33 protein-coding genes are annotated in these 19,759 nt (G+C 30.8%); 1 reads left to right on the top strand and 32 read right to left on the bottom strand.

Translation table 11 applies throughout. The annotated features are described in order from the left end of the window. Positions 1-523: 523 nt before the first annotated feature. Positions 524-1,324 carry an NAD(+) diphosphatase gene (nudC, locus tag A9758_RS06860; RefSeq protein WP_048059734.1) on the bottom strand — a complete coding sequence of 267 codons (801 nt, stop codon included), beginning with the start codon at positions 1,322-1,324 and terminating at the stop codon, positions 524-526. 170 nt (positions 1,325-1,494) lie between these two features. Between nudC and A9758_RS06855 the strand changes: the two genes are divergently transcribed. Beyond that, entirely contained in the window at positions 1,495-2,295 is an 801-nt protein-coding gene (locus A9758_RS06855) for a DUF4013 domain-containing protein (protein WP_011406466.1), read from the top strand. Positions 2,296-2,873: 578 nt separating this feature from the next. Here the strand turns inward: A9758_RS06855 and A9758_RS06850 are convergent. The 31 genes from A9758_RS06850 to A9758_RS06705 all read right to left on the bottom strand — a co-directional run bounded on the left by A9758_RS06850 (position 2,874) and on the right by A9758_RS06705 (position 19,466). Then, a complete protein-coding gene (locus A9758_RS06850; RefSeq protein WP_011406467.1) occupies positions 2,874-3,095 on the bottom strand; it encodes a 50S ribosomal protein L14e in 222 nt (73 codons plus the stop codon). A 14-nt stretch (positions 3,096-3,109) separates the two neighbouring features. After that, positions 3,110-3,631, bottom strand: a complete 522-nt coding sequence (gene cmk / locus A9758_RS06845; RefSeq protein WP_011406468.1) for a (d)CMP kinase — start codon at positions 3,629-3,631, stop codon at positions 3,110-3,112. Further along, the gene (locus tag A9758_RS06840; RefSeq protein WP_011406469.1) at positions 3,628-3,897 is read right to left on the bottom strand and encodes a 50S ribosomal protein L34e; all 270 of its coding nucleotides are present in this window, start codon (positions 3,895-3,897) and stop codon (positions 3,628-3,630) included. Before A9758_RS06840 ends, cmk begins: the two co-directional genes overlap by 4 nt. Before the next feature lie 80 nt (positions 3,898-3,977). Next, positions 3,978-4,514: an EMC3/TMCO1 family protein gene (locus A9758_RS06835; protein ID WP_011406470.1), complete on the bottom strand. Its 537-nt coding sequence runs from the start codon at positions 4,512-4,514 to the stop codon at positions 3,978-3,980. A 23-nt stretch (positions 4,515-4,537) separates the two neighbouring features. Then, positions 4,538-5,095 (bottom strand): adenylate kinase, encoded by a 558-nt coding sequence (locus tag A9758_RS06830; RefSeq protein WP_011406471.1) that lies wholly within the window; start codon positions 5,093-5,095, stop codon positions 4,538-4,540. A 109-nt stretch (positions 5,096-5,204) separates the two neighbouring features. Then, entirely contained in the window at positions 5,205-6,554 is a 1,350-nt protein-coding gene (secY, locus tag A9758_RS06825; RefSeq protein ID WP_011406472.1) for a preprotein translocase subunit SecY, read from the bottom strand. Positions 6,555-6,596: 42 nt separating this feature from the next. Further along, positions 6,597-7,034: an uL15m family ribosomal protein gene (locus A9758_RS06820; RefSeq protein ID WP_011406473.1), complete on the bottom strand. Its 438-nt coding sequence runs from the start codon at positions 7,032-7,034 to the stop codon at positions 6,597-6,599. Positions 7,035-7,051: 17 nt separating this feature from the next. Continuing rightward, positions 7,052-7,510, bottom strand: a complete 459-nt coding sequence (gene rpmD, locus A9758_RS06815; protein WP_011406474.1) for a 50S ribosomal protein L30 — start codon at positions 7,508-7,510, stop codon at positions 7,052-7,054. A gap of 16 nt (positions 7,511-7,526) precedes the next feature. After that, positions 7,527-8,210: a 30S ribosomal protein S5 gene (locus A9758_RS06810; protein WP_011406475.1), complete on the bottom strand. Its 684-nt coding sequence runs from the start codon at positions 8,208-8,210 to the stop codon at positions 7,527-7,529. Then, positions 8,207-8,788, bottom strand: a complete 582-nt coding sequence (locus A9758_RS06805) for a 50S ribosomal protein L18 (protein ID WP_011406476.1) — start codon at positions 8,786-8,788, stop codon at positions 8,207-8,209. The genes A9758_RS06810 and A9758_RS06805 overlap by 4 nt, the downstream gene beginning before the upstream one ends. Before the next feature lie 3 nt (positions 8,789-8,791). Further along, a complete protein-coding gene (locus A9758_RS06800) occupies positions 8,792-9,250 on the bottom strand; it encodes a 50S ribosomal protein L19e (protein ID WP_011406477.1) in 459 nt (152 codons plus the stop codon). 80 nt (positions 9,251-9,330) lie between these two features. After that, entirely contained in the window at positions 9,331-9,660 is a 330-nt protein-coding gene (locus A9758_RS06795) for a 50S ribosomal protein L32e (protein ID WP_011406478.1), read from the bottom strand. 25 nt (positions 9,661-9,685) lie between these two features. After that, on the bottom strand, positions 9,686-10,240 hold the full coding sequence (locus tag A9758_RS06790) for a 50S ribosomal protein L6 (RefSeq protein WP_011406479.1): 555 nt from the start codon (positions 10,238-10,240) through the stop codon (positions 9,686-9,688). A gap of 15 nt (positions 10,241-10,255) precedes the next feature. Next, complete coding sequence (locus A9758_RS06785; RefSeq protein WP_011406480.1) at positions 10,256-10,648, bottom strand: 30S ribosomal protein S8; 393 nt, start codon at positions 10,646-10,648, stop codon at positions 10,256-10,258. Between the two features lie 16 nt (positions 10,649-10,664). Continuing rightward, the gene (locus A9758_RS07425; protein ID WP_011406481.1) at positions 10,665-10,808 is read right to left on the bottom strand and encodes a 30S ribosomal protein S14; all 144 of its coding nucleotides are present in this window, start codon (positions 10,806-10,808) and stop codon (positions 10,665-10,667) included. A gap of 11 nt (positions 10,809-10,819) precedes the next feature. Next, complete coding sequence (locus A9758_RS06780; protein ID WP_011406482.1) at positions 10,820-11,326, bottom strand: 50S ribosomal protein L5; 507 nt, start codon at positions 11,324-11,326, stop codon at positions 10,820-10,822. A gap of 2 nt (positions 11,327-11,328) precedes the next feature. Continuing rightward, entirely contained in the window at positions 11,329-12,054 is a 726-nt protein-coding gene (locus A9758_RS06775; RefSeq protein ID WP_011406483.1) for a 30S ribosomal protein S4e, read from the bottom strand. 2 nt (positions 12,055-12,056) lie between these two features. Further along, a complete protein-coding gene (rplX, locus tag A9758_RS06770) occupies positions 12,057-12,410 on the bottom strand; it encodes a 50S ribosomal protein L24 (RefSeq protein ID WP_011406484.1) in 354 nt (117 codons plus the stop codon). A 9-nt stretch (positions 12,411-12,419) separates the two neighbouring features. Continuing rightward, positions 12,420-12,818, bottom strand: a complete 399-nt coding sequence (gene rpl14p, locus A9758_RS06765) for a 50S ribosomal protein L14 (RefSeq protein WP_011406485.1) — start codon at positions 12,816-12,818, stop codon at positions 12,420-12,422. A gap of 5 nt (positions 12,819-12,823) precedes the next feature. Continuing rightward, the gene (locus tag A9758_RS06760) at positions 12,824-13,144 is read right to left on the bottom strand and encodes a 30S ribosomal protein S17 (RefSeq protein WP_011406486.1); all 321 of its coding nucleotides are present in this window, start codon (positions 13,142-13,144) and stop codon (positions 12,824-12,826) included. A gap of 4 nt (positions 13,145-13,148) precedes the next feature. Further along, positions 13,149-13,430, bottom strand: a complete 282-nt coding sequence (gene rnp1 / locus A9758_RS06755; RefSeq protein ID WP_011406487.1) for a ribonuclease P protein component 1 — start codon at positions 13,428-13,430, stop codon at positions 13,149-13,151. A gap of 94 nt (positions 13,431-13,524) precedes the next feature. Beyond that, positions 13,525-13,830 carry a stress response translation initiation inhibitor YciH gene (gene yciH, locus A9758_RS06750; RefSeq protein ID WP_011406488.1) on the bottom strand — a complete coding sequence of 102 codons (306 nt, stop codon included), beginning with the start codon at positions 13,828-13,830 and terminating at the stop codon, positions 13,525-13,527. 7 nt (positions 13,831-13,837) lie between these two features. Continuing rightward, entirely contained in the window at positions 13,838-14,044 is a 207-nt protein-coding gene (gene rpmC / locus A9758_RS06745) for a 50S ribosomal protein L29 (protein ID WP_011406489.1), read from the bottom strand. Positions 14,045-14,056: 12 nt separating this feature from the next. Then, positions 14,057-14,815, bottom strand: a complete 759-nt coding sequence (locus tag A9758_RS06740) for a 30S ribosomal protein S3 (protein WP_011406490.1) — start codon at positions 14,813-14,815, stop codon at positions 14,057-14,059. 6 nt (positions 14,816-14,821) lie between these two features. After that, on the bottom strand, positions 14,822-15,286 hold the full coding sequence (locus A9758_RS06735) for a 50S ribosomal protein L22 (RefSeq protein WP_011406491.1): 465 nt from the start codon (positions 15,284-15,286) through the stop codon (positions 14,822-14,824). A gap of 18 nt (positions 15,287-15,304) precedes the next feature. Next, positions 15,305-15,715: a 30S ribosomal protein S19 gene (locus A9758_RS06730; protein ID WP_011406492.1), complete on the bottom strand. Its 411-nt coding sequence runs from the start codon at positions 15,713-15,715 to the stop codon at positions 15,305-15,307. 14 nt (positions 15,716-15,729) lie between these two features. Continuing rightward, a complete protein-coding gene (locus A9758_RS06725; RefSeq protein WP_011406493.1) occupies positions 15,730-16,455 on the bottom strand; it encodes a 50S ribosomal protein L2 in 726 nt (241 codons plus the stop codon). A 26-nt stretch (positions 16,456-16,481) separates the two neighbouring features. Continuing rightward, a complete protein-coding gene (locus A9758_RS06720; RefSeq protein WP_011406494.1) occupies positions 16,482-16,742 on the bottom strand; it encodes a 50S ribosomal protein L23 in 261 nt (86 codons plus the stop codon). A 5-nt stretch (positions 16,743-16,747) separates the two neighbouring features. Next, positions 16,748-17,527: a 50S ribosomal protein L4 gene (gene rpl4p, locus A9758_RS06715; protein WP_011406495.1), complete on the bottom strand. Its 780-nt coding sequence runs from the start codon at positions 17,525-17,527 to the stop codon at positions 16,748-16,750. 18 nt (positions 17,528-17,545) lie between these two features. Further along, positions 17,546-18,559, bottom strand: coding sequence for a 50S ribosomal protein L3 (gene rpl3p / locus A9758_RS06710; protein ID WP_011406496.1), 1,014 nt, complete (start codon positions 18,557-18,559; stop codon positions 17,546-17,548). A 67-nt stretch (positions 18,560-18,626) separates the two neighbouring features. Further along, complete coding sequence (locus A9758_RS06705) at positions 18,627-19,466, bottom strand: putative RNA uridine N3 methyltransferase (protein ID WP_011406497.1); 840 nt, start codon at positions 19,464-19,466, stop codon at positions 18,627-18,629. Positions 19,467-19,759 lie beyond the last annotated feature (293 nt).

Genomic DNA, 19,759 nt, shown 5'->3' with positions numbered 1-19,759 from the left:
AAATGTTTCTACCTAATTTATTGTTTTATTTATTATAATATTAAAAGATAATAACTATTTATAGAAAAAATATGTCCATAAAACACATATAAAACATTAAAAAACAAGTATAAAACAATATAAAACATTAGCAAAAATCTATAAAATATCAACTATTTTTATAAATATATTCAAAAGAAGAAAAGTTATTTTTTCATGTCGTTATCACTTGAGACATACTGATTTTTTTTATTCAGGAGGAATATCCAGTTAAAGTAGTTATAGAATATAAACAACACACACAAAAAAACATTATGACAATCACATCCATATTCATAAAGTTAGTTTTAGTATTTAAGTAATCTAGTATCATAAAATATATTTCTATTAATTTTTTAAATTCTCTATCAGTTAAAACAGATAATAATTTAATATTTTGATTAAATATATAAAATAAAGATAAGTAGTATTTTTCATATTCTGTAGAATATATGGATGTATAAACTAATATTTTCACTGTTTAAAAAAAAAGGATAAAAAAAAGTTAATGTTTTTTTAGAAAGTCATTTATTAACCAGGATGCTATACTAATATTTGATTCTGGAACATCAATATCCTCTTTATTAAACCATTTAGCCTCTAATATTTCATCACCATCAACCTTTATTTCTCCACCATCATAATCAGCACAAAAACCTAGCATAAGTGAATTAGGAAATGGCCATGATTGACTTTTTTGGTATTGTATATTCTTAATATCTATTCCAACTTCCTCTTTTACTTCCCTTCTAACTGCATCTTCTATTGATTCACCAGCCTCTACAAATCCTGCAATTAATGCATATCTTATCTTTGTATAGTAACTGTGTCGTGCCATTAATAGTTTTCCATTCTTATTTATAGCCACAATAATTGCTGGTGCTATACGTGTATAATGCATCTGTCCACATTTAGGACATAGAAGCATCATATCTTTTTTATCAAGTACTGTTTTTGTTCCACATCTTCCACAGTACTGATATGAACTATACCAATCATTTACTAAAACAGCACGTGTTGCTATTTGATATAATAATGGATCTATATTATAAATCTCAATTAAGGGTATAAACTCTATATCATCACTTGTACTAACTACAAATGCATCCTTGTTTTTATATGTACCAATATATAGTACATAGTTTATATTAAAATCTATTTTATTTAATGTTGTTAAAAAAAGATGATTATCATCTAAATATACTTCTCTTTTAGAATTAATTATAAAGTAATATGCTTTATCATCAGTTCTATAATCTTGACTAAAATCTATTTTATAATCATTATACATTGAACTTTCTATCATGTTAATAATATTTATTTTTCATAGTTATTTATAATTAAATAGTTTTTTTATGAATAAAAATAGTAACTTAAGTTAAAAATTCATATAAATAGTATAGGAACGTATATATAAAAAAATAAATAAATTAGTATATAATTTTTAAAAATTATATTATATGGGAGGAAAAAAAAATGGATGTGTTAGATTTAATTAAGGAAGCATTTTATTATCCAATAAATGATTATAAAAATTGGCTTATAATTGCAATATTATTCTTATTAAATACAGTACTTTCATCTTATGTAATTAGTGAAGGTGGTGCTGTAGGTATTATTGGTTCAATAATATCTTTATTAATAACCATAATTATTGCAGGAGTAACTGTAGCTGTAATGAGAAATACATTTAACAATTCAAATAATGTTCCAATGATAGATTTACAAATCAACTTCGTTGATGGTATTAAGTATTCTATTATATCAATAGTATATTCAGTAATACCTGTAATTATTGCTTTAATAATGGGAATATTCACTGGTATTTATTCTACTATTGATAAAATCCTAACAACAGTGGTTCAATCATCTGTAGCTACTAATGCTACACCTGATGTAATAATTCAAGCAATTCCACAAGATTTATTAGTATCTTTTGGTATGAATATATTGATTATAATGTTTGTATTTATTATATTGTCTATAATTGCTGCAATACTATTTGCAATTGCAGAAGCACGTTTTGCAGAAACTGGAAGTATTCTTAGTGCATTTGATTTAAAAGCTATATTTGATAAAATTAGTAGTATTGGATGGGGAAACTACATAGTATTCTTAATTTCATTAGCCATAGTACTTATTGTACTTGGAATAGTATCTGGAATTATTGCATATATTCCATATATAGGGGCACTTATTTCTGGATTTGTAATTGATTCATTCTTAGTTTTATTTATAGCCAGAGCAATTGCATTAATATATCAACAGGGATATTAAATTACTAGAAAAAAATATACTTTTTTTCTTTTTCACTTTTTTTTTAAAACTGCTTTTTTGTATTTAATTGAATATGATTTTTATTAGGTTATTTTTATTAGAATTAGAAATGTATTATACTTTTGTCATGAAATTCATTAATAGAGAAATTAAATAATTTTAAAATTATCATTCCCATTATATTAAAACAGTATATGTTTATTTATTACAATTCTATAAGGTGTATATTTAGAATTATAAATAATTCACTATACTCATACAATACTAATTTACTCCACACATTAACCTATATTCCAATATTCTTATTTAAAAAAAAATATTAATTTTATAAAAATAATGGTAATACATGTATATCTATAAGTACATATTTCAAATTAAAAATATAAGTATTATTTATATTCAAGAATCATTTAAGAATCATATAATATATGATATTTCATTGAAAATAACCTTAGTTAGTTTTAATTTAAACTAGGAAAAATAATATAGATAATATAGATTTAATTTTATAAAATAATTTTTAAAAAAAATAAAAGTTGGAGGTTAAAAAATAAGTAAGTGATAAAAAAAACTTCAACTTATAAATTTGCTAAAGCTTCTTTAACTGCTTCAATATCATCAGATACTTCAACAGTTTTATCCACTGGTTCTAAGTGTTTGATGTTACATCTTTTGTTTTTAACTTCGTTTCCTACAATTTCTACAAAGTTTTCATCGATAACATCTACAATAACACATTTTTTCCCAGTTTCTCTTCCTGCGATTTTAACACATACTCTTCCTTTTTCTATTGCTGGCATAATTATTCACCTATTTATTTTTTATTTTCAATACATTTCTTTATAATGTTAACTGTTGATTCAATATTAAAGGTATCAGTATTGATAATTAGATCATAAATATCTAAGTTATCAATATCAATATCATGAATTTCCATATATCTTTTACGTTCACTAGCTGTACGTTCAGCTATTTCCTGTTTTACTGTATCAAGGCTTTTGTCTTCTCTGTAACTTATGCGTTCTGCTCTAACATTATCTGGAGCCTTAAGCCATATACGATAATCAGCATTAACAAAGAATGCAGAAATTCTTCCTTCAACTATTAAATTTTCAGAATTGTTAGCTATTTCAGCTTGTCTTTTATCTAAAGCTTTATCAATATTATCATTACCTTCAGCAAACTCACTAAATTCTAGTAAAGTCATGTTATTTTCAACAGCCATCTGTCTAAAAACATCTCCTGCAGATATAAATGGAATATTTATCTCCTGAGATAATGTTTTAGCAGTAGTTGAAGTACCAGTACCTGCAAGTCCACCTATAGTAATAATCATAATGATCTAGCCTCTTTTTTAATAATTTCTTTAGTACAGTTTGTACAATACATTCCACCATAAGGTCTGTTTGGTCTTCTTTGATTTTTAGATAATTTTCTAATTTCGTATGGTCTTCCTCTTGGAACTGCATCTAATACTTTTCCACATTTAGCACATACATGTTTAGAAGGTTTTTTCTTCTTATAGTGTTCTACTTTTCTTCCACCAGGAACTCTTTTCAAAGTTCTTTTGAATGTTCCATTTCTAAATCTTGGTGCAGACATTGATTTTATCCTCCTTTCTATTATATTTAATTTCTTTCTTTTATTATTTAGTTAATTGATAATAATACATTATTATACAATTACATTGTATTTAATCCAAATATTCTTCTGAAGATGAAGCTCATTGTAAATGAAGCTAAAATATACCATCCAAAGAAGTTTATTGTTAATGGATTTGCTTGAGTCCAAATTATATTCCATACAGGAATTAATAACAAGTAATATTGTACTGATGCAATATTAATTACCACATGACTTATTGCATAATTACCTATCATACCATAATAAATTATTAATATAGGAATTGTTGTAATAATTGTAGGTTTAAGTTGCATAGTCATTAATTCCTTATTTTTAGGTAAAAGTTCTGCTTGTTTTTTCTGAACCTTTGCCAAAGCCTTTGGATCTCCTGACTTTTGTGCTGCTTGAAATTCCTTCTGTAATGCTTTCATTTCAGCTTGAAGTTCATGCATCTTATCAAAGTCTATTAAGAGCTTTTGCAATACTACAATAATAAATGCAATTATAGTTGCAATTATGAATATTGTTAGTATTGGATTTGATGGCGTAGGATCAAGACTTAATAATGGATTTAGGAGAAAGTCTAAATAACTCATCTTTTATCCTCATATTAAAATATTTATGATAAAATTTCAACAATTTCAGCTACTGCCTTGTCTAATCCATCATCATTGTTTTGAACCATTGCAACAGTACATCCTGTTAGTACTGCATAACTCATAGCTGTTGCTCTGGACATAGCTTGATGTAAATCTATTTCATCAGCATATTCCATGTCACGTTTACGAGTATCATCTGTCATTCTTCTGTACATGATTTCACTAGGTTCAGCTTCGATTAAAATAAACTGTGTTGGTTGTAATTCTTCTAAAACCCATTTAGGTAATCCTGGAAGGAAACCTTTTGGTGTTTTAATAGTACAGTGTGTATCAATAATAACATTATCATTCTGAGCCATGTCATGTATACGTTCTGCTGCTTGTTTTTGAACTTCTTTTTGAATTTCAGGATCAAGTTTACGCATATCATCACGTGATTCAACTAATCCTTTTTCACTTGCAATATCAAACATTACATTTCCATAGTTAATATTTACATAATCAACTTCTTCTAATACTTTGTTTAATACTGTTGTACTACCAGTACCAGGAATTCCTGCAAGTACTACTATGTTCATTATTAATCCCTTCAATTTTATTTTTATATAAAATATTTTTCTTCTATTAAAAGAAAAATTAAATGTAGTAGAATAAAAACTTAAGTTCTTATTCTATTACAATATACTTCTAATTTTCACCTAAGAATTTTCTCATCATTGGATGCATATCCATGAGTTGTTCTTTAGCTATTTCCTCATATAATTTATATACTACACCAACAGTTAAAAGTACACCAGTACCTCCACCAAGAGCACCAGTTAAGTCTGCTACAAACGCAAGTAAACCTACAAATGCTCCACCTAAAACTGTGATTGTTGGTATGTATTTATCCATAATTCTTTTGAACTGAACTTTACTACTTCTAAATCCAGGTACCTGAACACCCATATTAGATAATTGTTTTGAAACTTCTTTAGGACCAATTCCACTAATTTCAACCCATAGTAAAGCAAATACTACAGATAATGCTACAAATACTATTCCATAAATTATTACTTTTAATGGATCTGTAAATAACACAGATATACTTGAAGGTGTTGTTAAGTAATAAGCTATACCACTTATTGCTTGACCATTTGAAACCTCACCAAGTATTGGAAAACCTGCTGATTGGAATATACCTGCAAATAATTGTACATTTAAGAATAATGCACTTACAAGTATAACAGGCATGTTACTAGCATATACAAATTTTAAAGGATATTTTGATCTAGCTCCTTTTACTCCACCATATGATAATGGAATTTCAACCCTCATACTTTCAGCATAAACTACAACTAAAAATACTATTATAGTTGCTATTACTGGTATTAATAAACCAAAGTTTGGTTGACCTGTAATAAGTGAATATATGAAGTTAGGTATATCACCTGCTGGAGCTGTAGATCCAGCTGCTGGTAGGAAATTAAATGCTCCTACAAGTATTGTCTGGGATACTCCTGCGGCAATGAATAAACCAATACCACTTCCGAATCCCCATTTACTTACAACCTCATCCATGTAGATGATTAATATACCACCAAGAACCATTTGTATTATAAGTACTAAGACATAATCATTACTAATTGGAGGTAAAGAACCTGTTACTACAAGAACTGCACCTTCAAATAAAGTAAATAATATTGCTAATAGTTTCTGTGTTCCTTGGAATGCTGCTTTATCTTCTTGTTTTGATAAGTCTAAATTAATCAGTTTTCCCCCAACTAACAATTGCATCACAATTGAAGCAGTTACTATTGGACCTATACCCAAAGTAAGTATTGAACCAAAGCTTCCTGCAAGTACTGATCTTAATTGTGCGAATTGATCTATAGCTGTTGGACTTAGACCAAATAATGATACTTGTGTTAACACGAAGTATAATATTAATATTATTCCTGTCCATTTAATTTTCTCTTTAAACCCAAGATGCTTATCAGGATTTGCTACTTGTGGCAAAAGGGAATAAAATGGTTTAATACTATCTAGTGATGACATATTTACTCCCATGAATAGATATAATTTCTAGTTTACTTAAAATTATATAATTTCAGCTATACCGCCAGCATCTTCTATTTTTGAAATAGCACTTTGTGAGAATTTAGGTGCTTTTATAGTTATTGCAGTAGATAATGAACCTTTACCTAATACTTTATTGTAACCTAATTGTGTTACATCAAGTACTATTTGTCCATCTTCTTTAACAGCGATTTCATCAGCTAAAAGTTTTTCAATATTGTTATCAATTACAGAAAGATTGATAGGTTTAAATTGTTGGATTGTTTTTTGTGGACGTTTAAATCCATATTTACCGAAGTGTTTAGGATCGTTGATTACCATCCAAGTCCAGTGGTGTTTGTTTCCTCCAGCTTGTCCACGTCCTCCACGGTGACCTGCACCTCTTCGTTTTTTAGTACAACCTCCACCTACAGATCTTGAACCTCTTTGTTTTCTGATTTTTTTAGTTTTTCTTATCATTTATGACACCTACAATATTAAATCATTTTTTCAAGTAATTCATTAATTTCTTCAGATCTGTAACCAAGGGATCCTCCTTCTACAAAAGTTTTCTTTGTATTTTCATATCCTTTTCTAGGAGGATTTAAACGGAATAATGGTTTTAAGCCAGAATCTTTTAGGGTTGTTTCTTCATTATAGATAGCAACTGCTAATGCTTCAACTGAATCATAGTCAGTGTTTTCTTTAACATATTCATCAGTAACTCTTTTGTTACCTGGAAGTCTTCCTCTTTCAGATACTAATAATTTGAAAGTGTCTTCTGAAACTTCTCCCCATGTTATGTAATCTTTTGCTTTTTGTAACATTCCTTTGTAACTTGGTGTTTCTGGAATTACTACTGCATGACTGATTCTTGTAAGATTAAGCATGTCAAGTGTATCTGCAATATTTTTCTTAATTCCAGTTCTTCCTCGAATTCTTATAATAGCATACATAATTACACCTCAATGTTTAATCGATTACTCCAAGAGCTTTAAGGTCTTTTTCACTTGATTTTACACTTGATAATTGTTTAAGTGCATCGAATACTGCGCCTGCAAAGTTAATTGTAGTTTGTGTTTGTCCACTACACATGGACCATACATCTGCTATACCTGCTAATGAAAGAATAGTTTTTCCTACATTACCAATTGCAAGACCTACACCTGCTGGTGCTGGAATTAAAGTTGCACTTACTGAACTCATTTTACCTTCAATTTTGAAAGGTACTGTGTGTCTTCTTCCACATCCACAACCCCAGTCACCACAACCTCTTCGTACTTTAATAAGGTTGTATTTAGCTGCATCAACAGCTTTTCTTATTGCAGGACCTACTTCTTGAGATTTACCTTGACCAAGTCCCACATATCCATTTCTGTTTCCAACTGCTACTATTACTCTAAAGTTAACTTTTCTACCAGATTTGTGCATTCTTTGAACAAGGTTAACATCCATAACTTCTTCTTCAAGATCTGGTAATAGTGCGTCAACAATTTCTAATTCCATAATAGGAAGGCCTTTATCTAATATTTGATCAATATCAGTTATTTCGCCATCTTTAACTTTACGTCCAAGTTCTGTTTTTGGTTCCCAATTCTCAATATTGAACTTGTTAGTATTGTTCTTGTTGTTTGATCTATTTGATCTTTTGCTCATTGTGTTGCCTCATCTATTTTATTTTTAACGCTTTCAAAATGATCTGGTATTTCTTCAGGAGATAATCCACATCTTATGTAATTAGCGAATTTAGCATTTTTCTCATCATCATCCATACTTTCAGCATATTGTGCTATGTGTTCTCCTCTGATTCTTGAATCTTCAGGTAATATGGAATCATTATGTGGTATGTATAAACCAGCATCTAATGCTCCTTTAAGAACTGCATAGATTTTTGTTCCTTTGATGGAAGGTTGAACACCTATATCGAGTATAGTTTCATCATATCCTTCATTTAATGCTTTTTTACCAAATAAATAACCGGTAAGATAAGCAGCAGATGTGTTTTTACCATTACCTAACCATCCAAACTCTTTTAAGTTTTTGGAAGTAGCAGAAACTAATGTTTCATCACCATTTTCTCCAATTTTAACTAGTTGAGTTATTGTGTGGTTAGAAGTAATTCTAACAACCATTCTTGTTTTATCAAGATCAACTAATTTATATCTTTTGTTATAATTAGTTTTTCCTTCTCTTCTTCTTTTGAATTGTACTTTATATGTTGCTCCTCGTGCCACTTTCTATTCCCCCGTTTCTTTAAGCATTCCGTGGTCTTTAGCATAAGTTTTCATATATGATTTACTTCTGAATGATCCACCTTTTGCCATATTATATAATTTACGGTATGTAGTTTTATCTATTTCATCGTTAGCACGCATGTCTTTAAGAACAACTCTTAAAGAACGGATTGTACTCATCCATGCTTGTTTTTTAGGAGTTCTTGCTTTTTTAGCCCCTTTTCTACTACCATGGCCTTTTCTTCTTCCTTTACTTTTTTGTTCAGCGTTCTTTTTGCTTCTGTAACTGCTTATTCCGTTAACAGGTTTTGCTTTGATAACACCATCATTAATCAAAGCTCTAATACTGTTTCTTGTAATTGCTCTGGATACTTCTTCCATATGTTCTGGATCTATCCATACCCTGTTTACCCCTACTTTTAGGATTTTTGCAGCTAATTTTTTCTGTGTAGTAAGATTCATGAAAATCCTCCTAATATAAATAAATTGATTAAGATTATTACTATAATGTATTCAAAATTGAACCATTACTCTTTTTAATCTTAATTTAATATTTTAACTCCGTATTGTTGAGCTTTTGCTACAATTAACTGTCTTTTTCTTTTTCCAACTGTTGCACTTATCCTTGCTGCATCAGTTTCTGGATTTAAAGCTTTGATTTCTTCAGCATTTTCGACTAGTATATCTTTGTAACCTGATGGATGTAATCCTCTTGTTGCTTTTGGACTACCATATCCAACTCTAGCCATTGCAGGTTTTCTTGCTTGGTATCGTCGTCTTTTACTTAGTTTTCCTCTAGGTCTGCGATAACTATCACCAAGTTTTTTATATCTCCAATGTTCTTGTCTTTTGAAGGTTGGTTTTTTAGTCATAGTAACTTCCTCTTATTAAATTTTTTTATTCTAATTCTTCCTGTCTTTTATCCACTAAGTAAATTCCGTCTTGGAAAATACGAGGGTCGCGACCTTTAATTTTGGTTGCTTGTTCAATATTTGCCATTGTTTGACCAACGTGTTCCTTGTTAATACCAGTAATTGTTACATCTTCACCTTTTACTGATACTTTCACATCATCACCAATGATTTTTGCTTTACGTGGACTTCTTTCTCCAAGGAAGTTGTCAATTGTTACAATTTTACCCTGAACTTTCACAGTCATTGGAAAGTGAGCATAAACAATTTTCATTTTGTAAGTAAAACCGTGATCTACACCATATATCATGTTTGAAATGTGTGATCTTATAGTTCCAACCATAGCCTTATCTTTTTTATTTGGGAATGCTACTTTAACTGTAACATTTTCTTCATCATTAGAAATGGTAATTTTATTATGGTTGAAGTTCCTCTTAATTTCTCCACCATTTCCTTTTACTGTTACTTCACTTCCATTGATTGTTACAGTAACATCTTCAGGAATAGGGATGATCTCTGTTATATCTGCTAATTTAACCATGTTTTCACCTTTAATTTAATAAACATATACTAATAATCTTCCACCAATTCCAGCTTCCTTAGCTTCGTGGTGAGTCATTACCCCTTGAGGTGTTGTTACTATTAATATACCAAAGTTTTTTGCTGGTAAGTATCTTTTCTCATAATCTTCGAACTCTGTATTTTTTACAGCGTGACGTGGTTTGATAACTCCACATTTGTTTATGTTACCAACTAATTCAACATTGAATATACCAGCTTTTCCATCATCAACTAATTCGAAATTACCTATATAATTTTCCTTTTGCATTGTGCTTAATACATGACCAATAAGTTTTGATGCTGGTTTAATAACACAACTATCATTACCTTGTAACTCATTGTTTCTAATGTTTGTTAATGCATCTGCAAGAGGATCCATAAGAGACATTCTATAAACACTCCTTTTAATTGTATTTTTTAAATCCGATTTTTGGAGCTATTTCTCTAAAGCATTGACGACAAAGATTTAAGCCGTATCTTCTTACAATAGCAGAATGGTCTCCACATCGACTACATTTTCTTGCTGCTTTCCCGTATTTTCTTGCCACATAATCACCTTCTATTCTATAGTAACATTGAAGTTTTCTTTCATATATTCCATTGATTCTTCTTTTGTAACTCTTTGTGCTTGTGGTAATTTTTTAGGTCTTAATCTTCTTTCTTTGATTCTGTGACCTGGTTTTTGGAATGTAACAGAAACATCCATACCAAATATTCCTATATCTGGGTCATATTTTACACCAGGAATATCAATATGTTCTCTTATACCAAAAGAAACATTACCTTCTTTATCAAATTGAGAAGCTTTTATCCTATTTTCTAATCCAGAAAGTACCATGGATATGATTTTATCAGCTTTTTCTCCTCTTAAAGTTACTTTACATGCAATAGGCTGTTTTTTTCTAATTCCAAACTCAGGGTTTGTAACTTTTGAATAGGTTCTTACAGGTTTTTGATCTACAAGAGTTTCAATTAATTTTTCTGCTCTTGTTAATTTTTCTCCACCTTCACCTACACCAATGTTTATAGTTGCTTTTGCAATGAAAGGTTTTTGCATTACGTTCATGTTTAGTTATCTCCTACTAATGATATAACTGGTTTATCTTGACCTACAACAAATACATATCTTGCTAAAGTTAAGAATGAACCTTCTTCTGTTTCCATTAACACAGTATTAGATTTTGAAGATTGGGTAATTTTAATTTCATCAATTTTACCAACTTCACTAATGTGTTTACCACCAGTAATTAATCCTAAAGCTCCTTCTTCAAATTTAATTGAGTCAGAAATTTTTTGTTCAGGAATATTTAATAATAAAACATCACCAGTTTTGTAATCATCATCAGCGATTATGTTTCTTCCACCTTCTAAGTTAAGTTGGGTTTTTCCACCTTTAATTGTGGTTTTACCTAAAATTTTAACTAATTTAAAGGTTGAATCTTTTTCTTCAATTTCTTTGAGTACTAATCTTCCTTTGTAATCTTGTAATACTCTGAATGTTTTGTTGATTTTTGGTATTGATATAACATCCATGAAACCTACAGGGAATCTGTGGTTTTTTCTTGGTATACCATCAACAAGTACATCACTATTATTTAGAATTATTTTTGCTTCACGAGAATTAGCTGCTAATCCTAAAATATCTCTTAATACCATTACAAGAGGTATTGATTCTTCTAAAGCATGTGGTCCAGCACTTGTTTTTGTAGTCCAAACTTCTTCTTTTTTGTGAATAGGCCACATTTTAGGTGCTTTGAACCTTTTTAAGTGTTTTCTTGATCCCATATTTGCCATACTTATACCTTCCTATTTAATGCTTGGTTTCTTCTTTCATCATCTAAATAAATTTCAGTTAGAACTAAGTTTGATGGGTGAATTGGTTGGTATAATTTAGATCCATCTTGTTTTTGACTGGATGCTCCATCAACAAGAACACGGTAATTTTTAAGATCTACACCTTCAACTTTTCCTTCAGTTCCTCTAAAGTCACCACGTACTATTTCAACTGAATCTCCTTTTCTTACAGGGAAGGATCTTCTGTTAAATTCTTCTTTAAGATCATCAGAAAGATGTACACTCATTGAGTTGTGACGTTTATGTAGTGGTGCTGTATATAAAGCTTTACGTTGTTTTCTTGGTTGTTTTGACATAATATTCACCTATACTATTATACTTGCAGCACTACCTATTGCTGGCCAAAGATCTGCAGCTTCTTTTGCTATTGGACCTCTGATTTCTGAACCTTTAAGAACACCATCTTCGGTAATAATTACTGCTGCATTGTCTTCAAATTTAACTCTTAGACCATCTGCTCGTCTGTATTCTTTTTTCTGACGAACAACTACTGCTGTTGTAACTTCTCTTCTCATGTCAGCTGTTCCTTTTTTAACAGAAATAACTACCATGTCACCTACTCCAGCTGAAGCAAGTCTTCTTCTTACTCCTTTAAATCCTTTTACTGAAATAATTTCTACTTCACGTGCTCCTGTATTGTCTATACATTTAAGTCTAGCACCGATTGGAAGTGATTTGGAGACGTTGGATGTAATTGCTTTCATATTATCTATTCTCCTTCTTTAACTTCTACTAGCACAAAATGTTTAGTTTTACTAAGTTGTCTACATTCTGCAATTTTTACAGAATCTCCAACTTTAACATCAAGACAATCTGGTTTATGTGCTTTTATTTTAGAATTTCTTTTTTCGTATCTTTCAAATTTGTTTATATACTTATAGAAACTTCTTTCTACAGTAATTGTACGATCTGCCTTATCACTTGTAACTGTTCCTTCTATAACTTGACCTCTTACAGAGAGTTCACCGTGAAATGGACAGTTAGGATCATGACATTCTTTTTCTGGTTGCTTAACATTAATGCCTACCATATTTTCACCTAATTTTTGTAAATTTCTTTTTTATCCGGTCTTCAGGGCGGGCTGTAATAACTTTTCCATCGATAGAAACTTTTTCACCTTGAGGTAGTGTAAATAAAAATACTACATCACTCTTAGGTATTAGTTTCTCATTTTTACCCGTATCTACTCTGATAGTATTACGCGTTTCATCAATAATTATCCCTTTTATTCCAATGAATTTCTCATGTTTACTGTTGATAACCTCAACATTTAAACCTATAAATTCATGTCTGAATACATTTTGTGGAGTTATCATACTAAAACTTCACATTATTGAATATTTCCCTGTTTCAATAAACTAAAATGTTATTGAAATATAATTTAAATCTTCTCTTTTAAATAGACTGAATCTATTTTATTTCTATAGTATCTGAGGAAAAACCCATTCCTGCAAGTACTTCTTTAACTTTTCTTTTATGGTCTCCTTGAAGTTCAATTTGACCTTTTTTGGAAGTACCTCCACAGGCACATTTGGATTTAAGAGTTTTAGTTAATTCACGTATATCAATATCATGTTCATCAATTCCTTCAACTATAGTCATAAGTTTTCCAAAACGACGACGTACTGTATATACTTTAACTTTTTGAACTTCACGAGCTATCTCTTCACAAACACATAGATCTTTTGGAAGACCGCATATTTCACAGATTTTCATCTCTATTTTATTCTCCCTGCTGTTTGTTTTCATTCATTATAGTAAGAACACGGGCTATAGTTCTTCTAGTTTCTTTAATTTTACCAGGGTTGTCTACTCCAGCTACAGCACCTTTACTTACTAAAGTATCATATTCAGCATGAAGTTCAGTAAGTTTTACTTCAAGGTCTGATGGACTTAAATCCCTTAATTCTTTACTTCTTAAAATAACCATAAGTAATTCCCCTTATTCTTCTAAAGTTTCAACATCTTCTATTTCTTCAGTAATCTCTTCTATTTCAGATTCTTCAGAAAGTTCTTCTAATATATCTTCACCAGTGATTTCTTCAACTATTTCAGATTCTTGAACTTCAGGAACTTCCTGAGCTACAGGTTCTTCAACATCAACAATTTCAGGTTCACTGATTTCTATATTGTCAGGTAAAGTTACTTCAGGAGGCATGATTCTTACATAAATTCCAAGTACACCAGGTTTTAATTGAACAGTTGCAAATCCTTCTTTAACATATTTAATTGAAGGTTCTCCACATTTTTTAATGTATCCTTCATTGAATTTTGCACAAGCTGATCTTGAACCTCTAATTTTACCGGAAATAGTAACTTCTACTCCTTGAGCTCCAGCAGACATTATTCTTCTAATAATAGAATATGCTACTCTTCTAAATTGCATTCCTCTTTGTAACATTGCTACAACTTTGTGTGCCATGATTCTTGGGTTTAATTCAGGAACATCTACTTCTTTAACTTCCACTTGTGGATTTTCTAGGTCAAAGTTGTTTTTAAGAGTTTTTGTAATAGCTCTTACAGTTTTTCCACCTCTACCAATAACCATTCCTGGTTTTTCAGCATAAACAATAACCATGGTTCCAACAGGTGTTACTTGAATATCCATTCCACCATATCCTGCTCTTTCGAGTTTGGTTTCAAGATATTCATCTATTCGTGTTCTTTTTAATCCTTCTTTAACGAAATCTTTTTCAATCATGTGTACTTAGGCCTCCCCTAATACGATTTGAATGTGTGTAGTAGGTGTATTTGAAGGACTTGCTCTTCCAAATGCTCTTGGAGTCCAACCTCTTATAATTACTCCTCTGTTTGCACAAACATGAACTAATTTAAGGTTTTCTACATCTAATTCTTCGTTTTCAGCATTAGCTTCTGCATTTTCTAAAACTTTTAAGATTGCAGCTGCAGCTTTAACAGGATATCTACCAGATGGCCATCCTTTTAAATCACTTCTGTGACCTACTTTTTTGTTGTGTCTTTTAAATGGTACAACTGTTTTTTTAGCAATAACATCTTCTAAGAATGCTTTAGCATCTTCTAAATACATGTTACGAATAGTTCTACAGATTTCCACTGAATGTTTAGGAGAAATTTTAAGACTATGACCTGCTGCTTTTGCTATTTTTTCATCAGCTTTAGGTTGGTATGAATAAGTATTTTTCTTTGCCATAAATAACATTCTCCTTATCTATTTAAGTGGTACAAACATTGATGATCTTGTAGCACCCATACCAGGGTCTCCGTGTTGTACTCTTCCACGTGTTTGTGCAAATTCTCCAAAGTAACATCCAATCATTTCAGGTTGTATTGTTACTTCAACAAATTCTTGTCCATTGTAGATACCAAAAGTGTATCCTACCATATTTGGAAGTACAATCATATCACGACAATGTGTTTTAATAACTATTGGTCTTCCACTATCATTTTTCATATCTTTAACTTTTTCCATTTTATCAAGAACTTTTTCTTGTCTTGGTAAAAATCCTCTTTTAAGAGATCTTCTTTGTCTTGATGGTAATAATTCTATAACTTCATCAAGTGACATTTCTTGAAGCTCTTCAAGAGTATATCCTCTGAATTTAAAAATCTTACGAGCCAATTAAGTGCCTCCTTCTATCGTCTTTTACCTGTACGTTTAGCTGCTATGGAACCAACTTTTCTACCTGCAGGTGCATGTCTTGAGATAGTAGTAGGTCTTCCTGGATGTTGTCTGTTACCTCCACCGTGTGGGTGATCTACAGCGTTCATTGCAACACCTCTAACAGTCATCATTTTCTTACCTTTAGCTTTTAATGCGTGATATCTGTTACCAGCTTTAAGGAATGGTTTTTCTTTTCTTCCTCCACCTGCAACAACACCAACAGTAGCTCTACTTCTTGGGTTGAATGCTTTTAATTCACCTGATGGCATTTCAATCATTGTTTTATCAACATCATGTGTAATTAAAGATGCATATGTTCCAGATGATCTTACAAATTTTCCACCATCTCCAGGGTTATTTTCAATGTTGAAAACTGGAGTTCCTTCTGGAATTTCACTTAATGGTAATGTGTTTCCTGGTTCAATAGATGCAGATACACCACATTCTATTTCATCATCAATTGCAATACTTTCTGGTGCAAGAACTAATTTTTCTTCACCATTATCGAATTTAACTACTGCAACTGGTGCTGAACGTCCAGGATCATGTATAATATCTATAACAATACCTGTTAAACTTCCTTCTCTTTCAAGTTTATCATAAGAACGGTATGCTACTTTTCCTCTGAATCTGTGTGATGAACTACGGTATGTTGGAGTTCCTCGACCTCTTCTTTGAATAATCAATCGTTTTCCCATAATTAATCCTCCTATTTAAATCCTACTTAGAATACACCTAATCTTACAGCAATATCTTCTGCTGCATCAGCTTCTTCTAATTCAATTGTAGCAACTTTATTTCCTCTAGGAGTGATATGAGTATTTACGCCTACAACTTTTGTATCGTATAAATCTTGGAAAGCTTCTTTAATTACTCTTTTATTAGCAGATCTACGAACCACAAATGTGATTTTATTTTCATCATAAATTTGATTCATTGTCTTTTCTGATAATTGTGGTTTTATTATTACTGAATATGGATCCATAATAACTAACTCCTATTTTTTTGGAATAAATCTCCAAGTTTTTCTATAGCAGATTTTGTGTAAATTGTTAATCTTCCTGCATGAGTTCCAGGTGCAAGTAATTCTGCGTTAATATTATTTACTTCAACAACATCTACACCAGCATGGTTTCTTGCTCCTAAACTTATTCCACGATCATTACCAACAACTACTAGAGGACCTTTAGGTGTTCTGTATTTTCTTCCTCTTAGTTTTCCTTTACCAGATTTAATTTTTCTTCCTTTTTTAGCTCTTACTATGTCATCCATAATACCTAAATCTTTGAAGATTTCTCTGGTTTCTTTTGTTGTTTTTACAGTTTCAATTTCATCATCTATAACAAAAGGAATTTGTTCAAGTTCTGAAACTTGGTGACCTCTTTGTTCTACTAATTCTTTGTTAGCAGTTGCTGCAATAGCTGATCTTATTGCTAAGGTTCTTTCTTTTTTGTTAATTTTTTCATGATAAATTGTATTTACTCGTGGAGGATGTGCTTTTCTACCACCAATTGCTTGTGGTACAAATGCTGCTTTTGAGGATCCTTTTACACGAGGTACCATTGCTGCTCCTCTACCGGAACCAAATGATTCTGCTGTTGTTCTTTTACCAGCCATTGGGTCTGTACCCCATGGTTGAATTCTAGCAGTTTGCATAGAAATTACAGCTCTTTTAATTACATCTGGTCTGTATTCTTCTTCAAATATTTCTGGGAGCTCAATTTCCTCGGTGATGTCGCCTTTTAATGAATAAACGTTAATTTTTGCCATACTTATCACTCTTTATATTTAGACTCCCTGTTTTGAAGTTGTGCTTATGTAAGATATTTCTGGAGCAGTTACTTGTTTACTTGCATTTCTTACTCCTTTTCTTAAAACAACTAATCTTTTTGATGGTCCAGGTAATGAACCTTTTACTAAGATATAATTATTTTTTACAAATCCATATTTTACAAATCCACCATCTGGGTTTATTAAGTCAACCTCAGATTCATCTCCTATTTTTAGGAGTTTTTTGTTATATTCTGTTCTTTTATGGTAACCCATTTGACCTTGCATTGCAACGGTCCACATTGTTCTGTTAGGTGTCCATGGTCCTATAGATCCAACGTGTCTTTCTATACCACTACGTGCTGCTTTACCATATTGGATTCTTACACCGAATCTTTTTACAGGTCCTTGAACTCCTTTACCTTTGGTGGTAGCTATTGCATCTGTATATTCTCCTTCTTGGAATACATCTTGAGGTGTAATTTCTTTACCTAATATACTAATAGCATATTCTAATTTATCTTCTACAGATTTTCCACCTAAACCAAATTCAAGAACTTCTGGTTTTTTCTTAGGCACACTGGTAAGTTTTGGTTTTGTATGAATTAGAACTCTTATTTCATCAATGTCATCGATTTTATTTCTTAGTTCTTCAATTTTTGCTTCTATATCATCGAATTTTGGAACTGAGATTTTTCTTGATAATTCATCATCTAAATTATCATTTGCGATAACATCAGTTAAAGTTTTTAATCCGTAAGTTGTTTTTGTGTAAGCTCTAATTCCCAACACTACTAAAGGTGGTGCCTCTAATATTGTAACTGGAACTGAAAGTTCCATGTTTTCTGTTGGAGAACCTTTTCTAGAATCCAGAGCCGTCACGTGGGTCATACCCACCTTGTATCCTGCGAATGCGAGAAGCCCAGCCTCATCGAGTTCTGGCCAGGTACTTACACGAGGTGTTTCTCTAGCCACTCTTTTACGAGGACTGAATGCAACCGATCCTTTTCTTGGTTGGTGATGTCTAGTCATGTTATTTTCTCCTAATTTTATATTTGTTTTAAATGTGTTATTTACAGTTTAAGTAATAAAATACCATTTAATTAAGTAAAATATTCAATATTGCTAATGTACTAGCTACTGCTTCCTCTGTTCTGACTGTTTCAGTTCCCTGTTTAGGGACTGTATTAACTTCATAATCGAGTTTACGTTCATTTATTAAGCTGTTTATTCCAGAGTATGGACCTCCGAATAAAATAGCTACATGATTAGCTTGTTGAATGCTTGTTTGAACCTCATCAAGAATAGAATTAATATTTGGAGCATATTTTGATGTTCCAATAACCAAGTCTGGTTTATTTTTCATCATGGTTATGCTGTCATAGAGGTTACTGTCACTAGTAATTACATCATATCCCCAATAAACACTATCAGGTTCATCAGGTTCTATTAAAATTTCTTTACCTAGTTTTTCTATACGAAAACTTAGTACTTTATTGACACTTAGTTTTTCCTTACATAATGCAAGACGTCCCACACCTATATCAACCATTGTACCTTTACGGACACGTTTAGTTGTTAATCCTTTTCTGAAGTCGCCAACATTAGCTTCATCAGTTGCTGGATGATGTGGTGTTCTAAGTGGTGGAAGTATTCCTACATTTTTCAGCTCCGGTGTAATCGGAAATACTTGTTTTCTCAAGTATTGAGGTGTATCCATGTATTCTAGGATAGTTTTCATATAGAGAGCATCATCTCTACTACCTCCGTCTGAATTATCATTGTAAATAACGATATTATTAGCCCTAAATAGAGCAGCATATCTTCCAATTAATCCAACTTTATATGTTCTTATTTTTGAATCTTTTGATTCGGCCAAAAAGCTATTTGGCACGAATATTGATAATTTTTCCATAATAGAAAATTTGTTAAAAAACATATTAAAGTTTTAAGGAAGTATTCATCAGTTGGAATACTATATTATATATTACTTCTAAACTATATATAAGTTTACCTATTAAGAAAATGTATTTTAGTATACCTATTATAATATTTCTGAGTATTTGTGGATTTTTAGATTTATTTTTTAGAATACATGTTCTTGTTTTTATAATGGTTTTTCATGATATATTCCAGTTAATTACTATAAAACTTCTGATTTATTCTTAATAGTTATTTGTAATATTTTAATATAATGAATATTAAAAAATAGGTTTTATTTATTTTTAATAT

Source organism: Methanosphaera sp. A6, assembly GCF_001729395.1.
GTDB lineage: Archaea > Methanobacteriota > Methanobacteria > Methanobacteriales > Methanobacteriaceae > Methanosphaera > Methanosphaera stadtmanae.
Note: the sequence above shows the minus strand (reverse complement) of the source record. Positions and strands in the feature narration are given on the sequence as shown.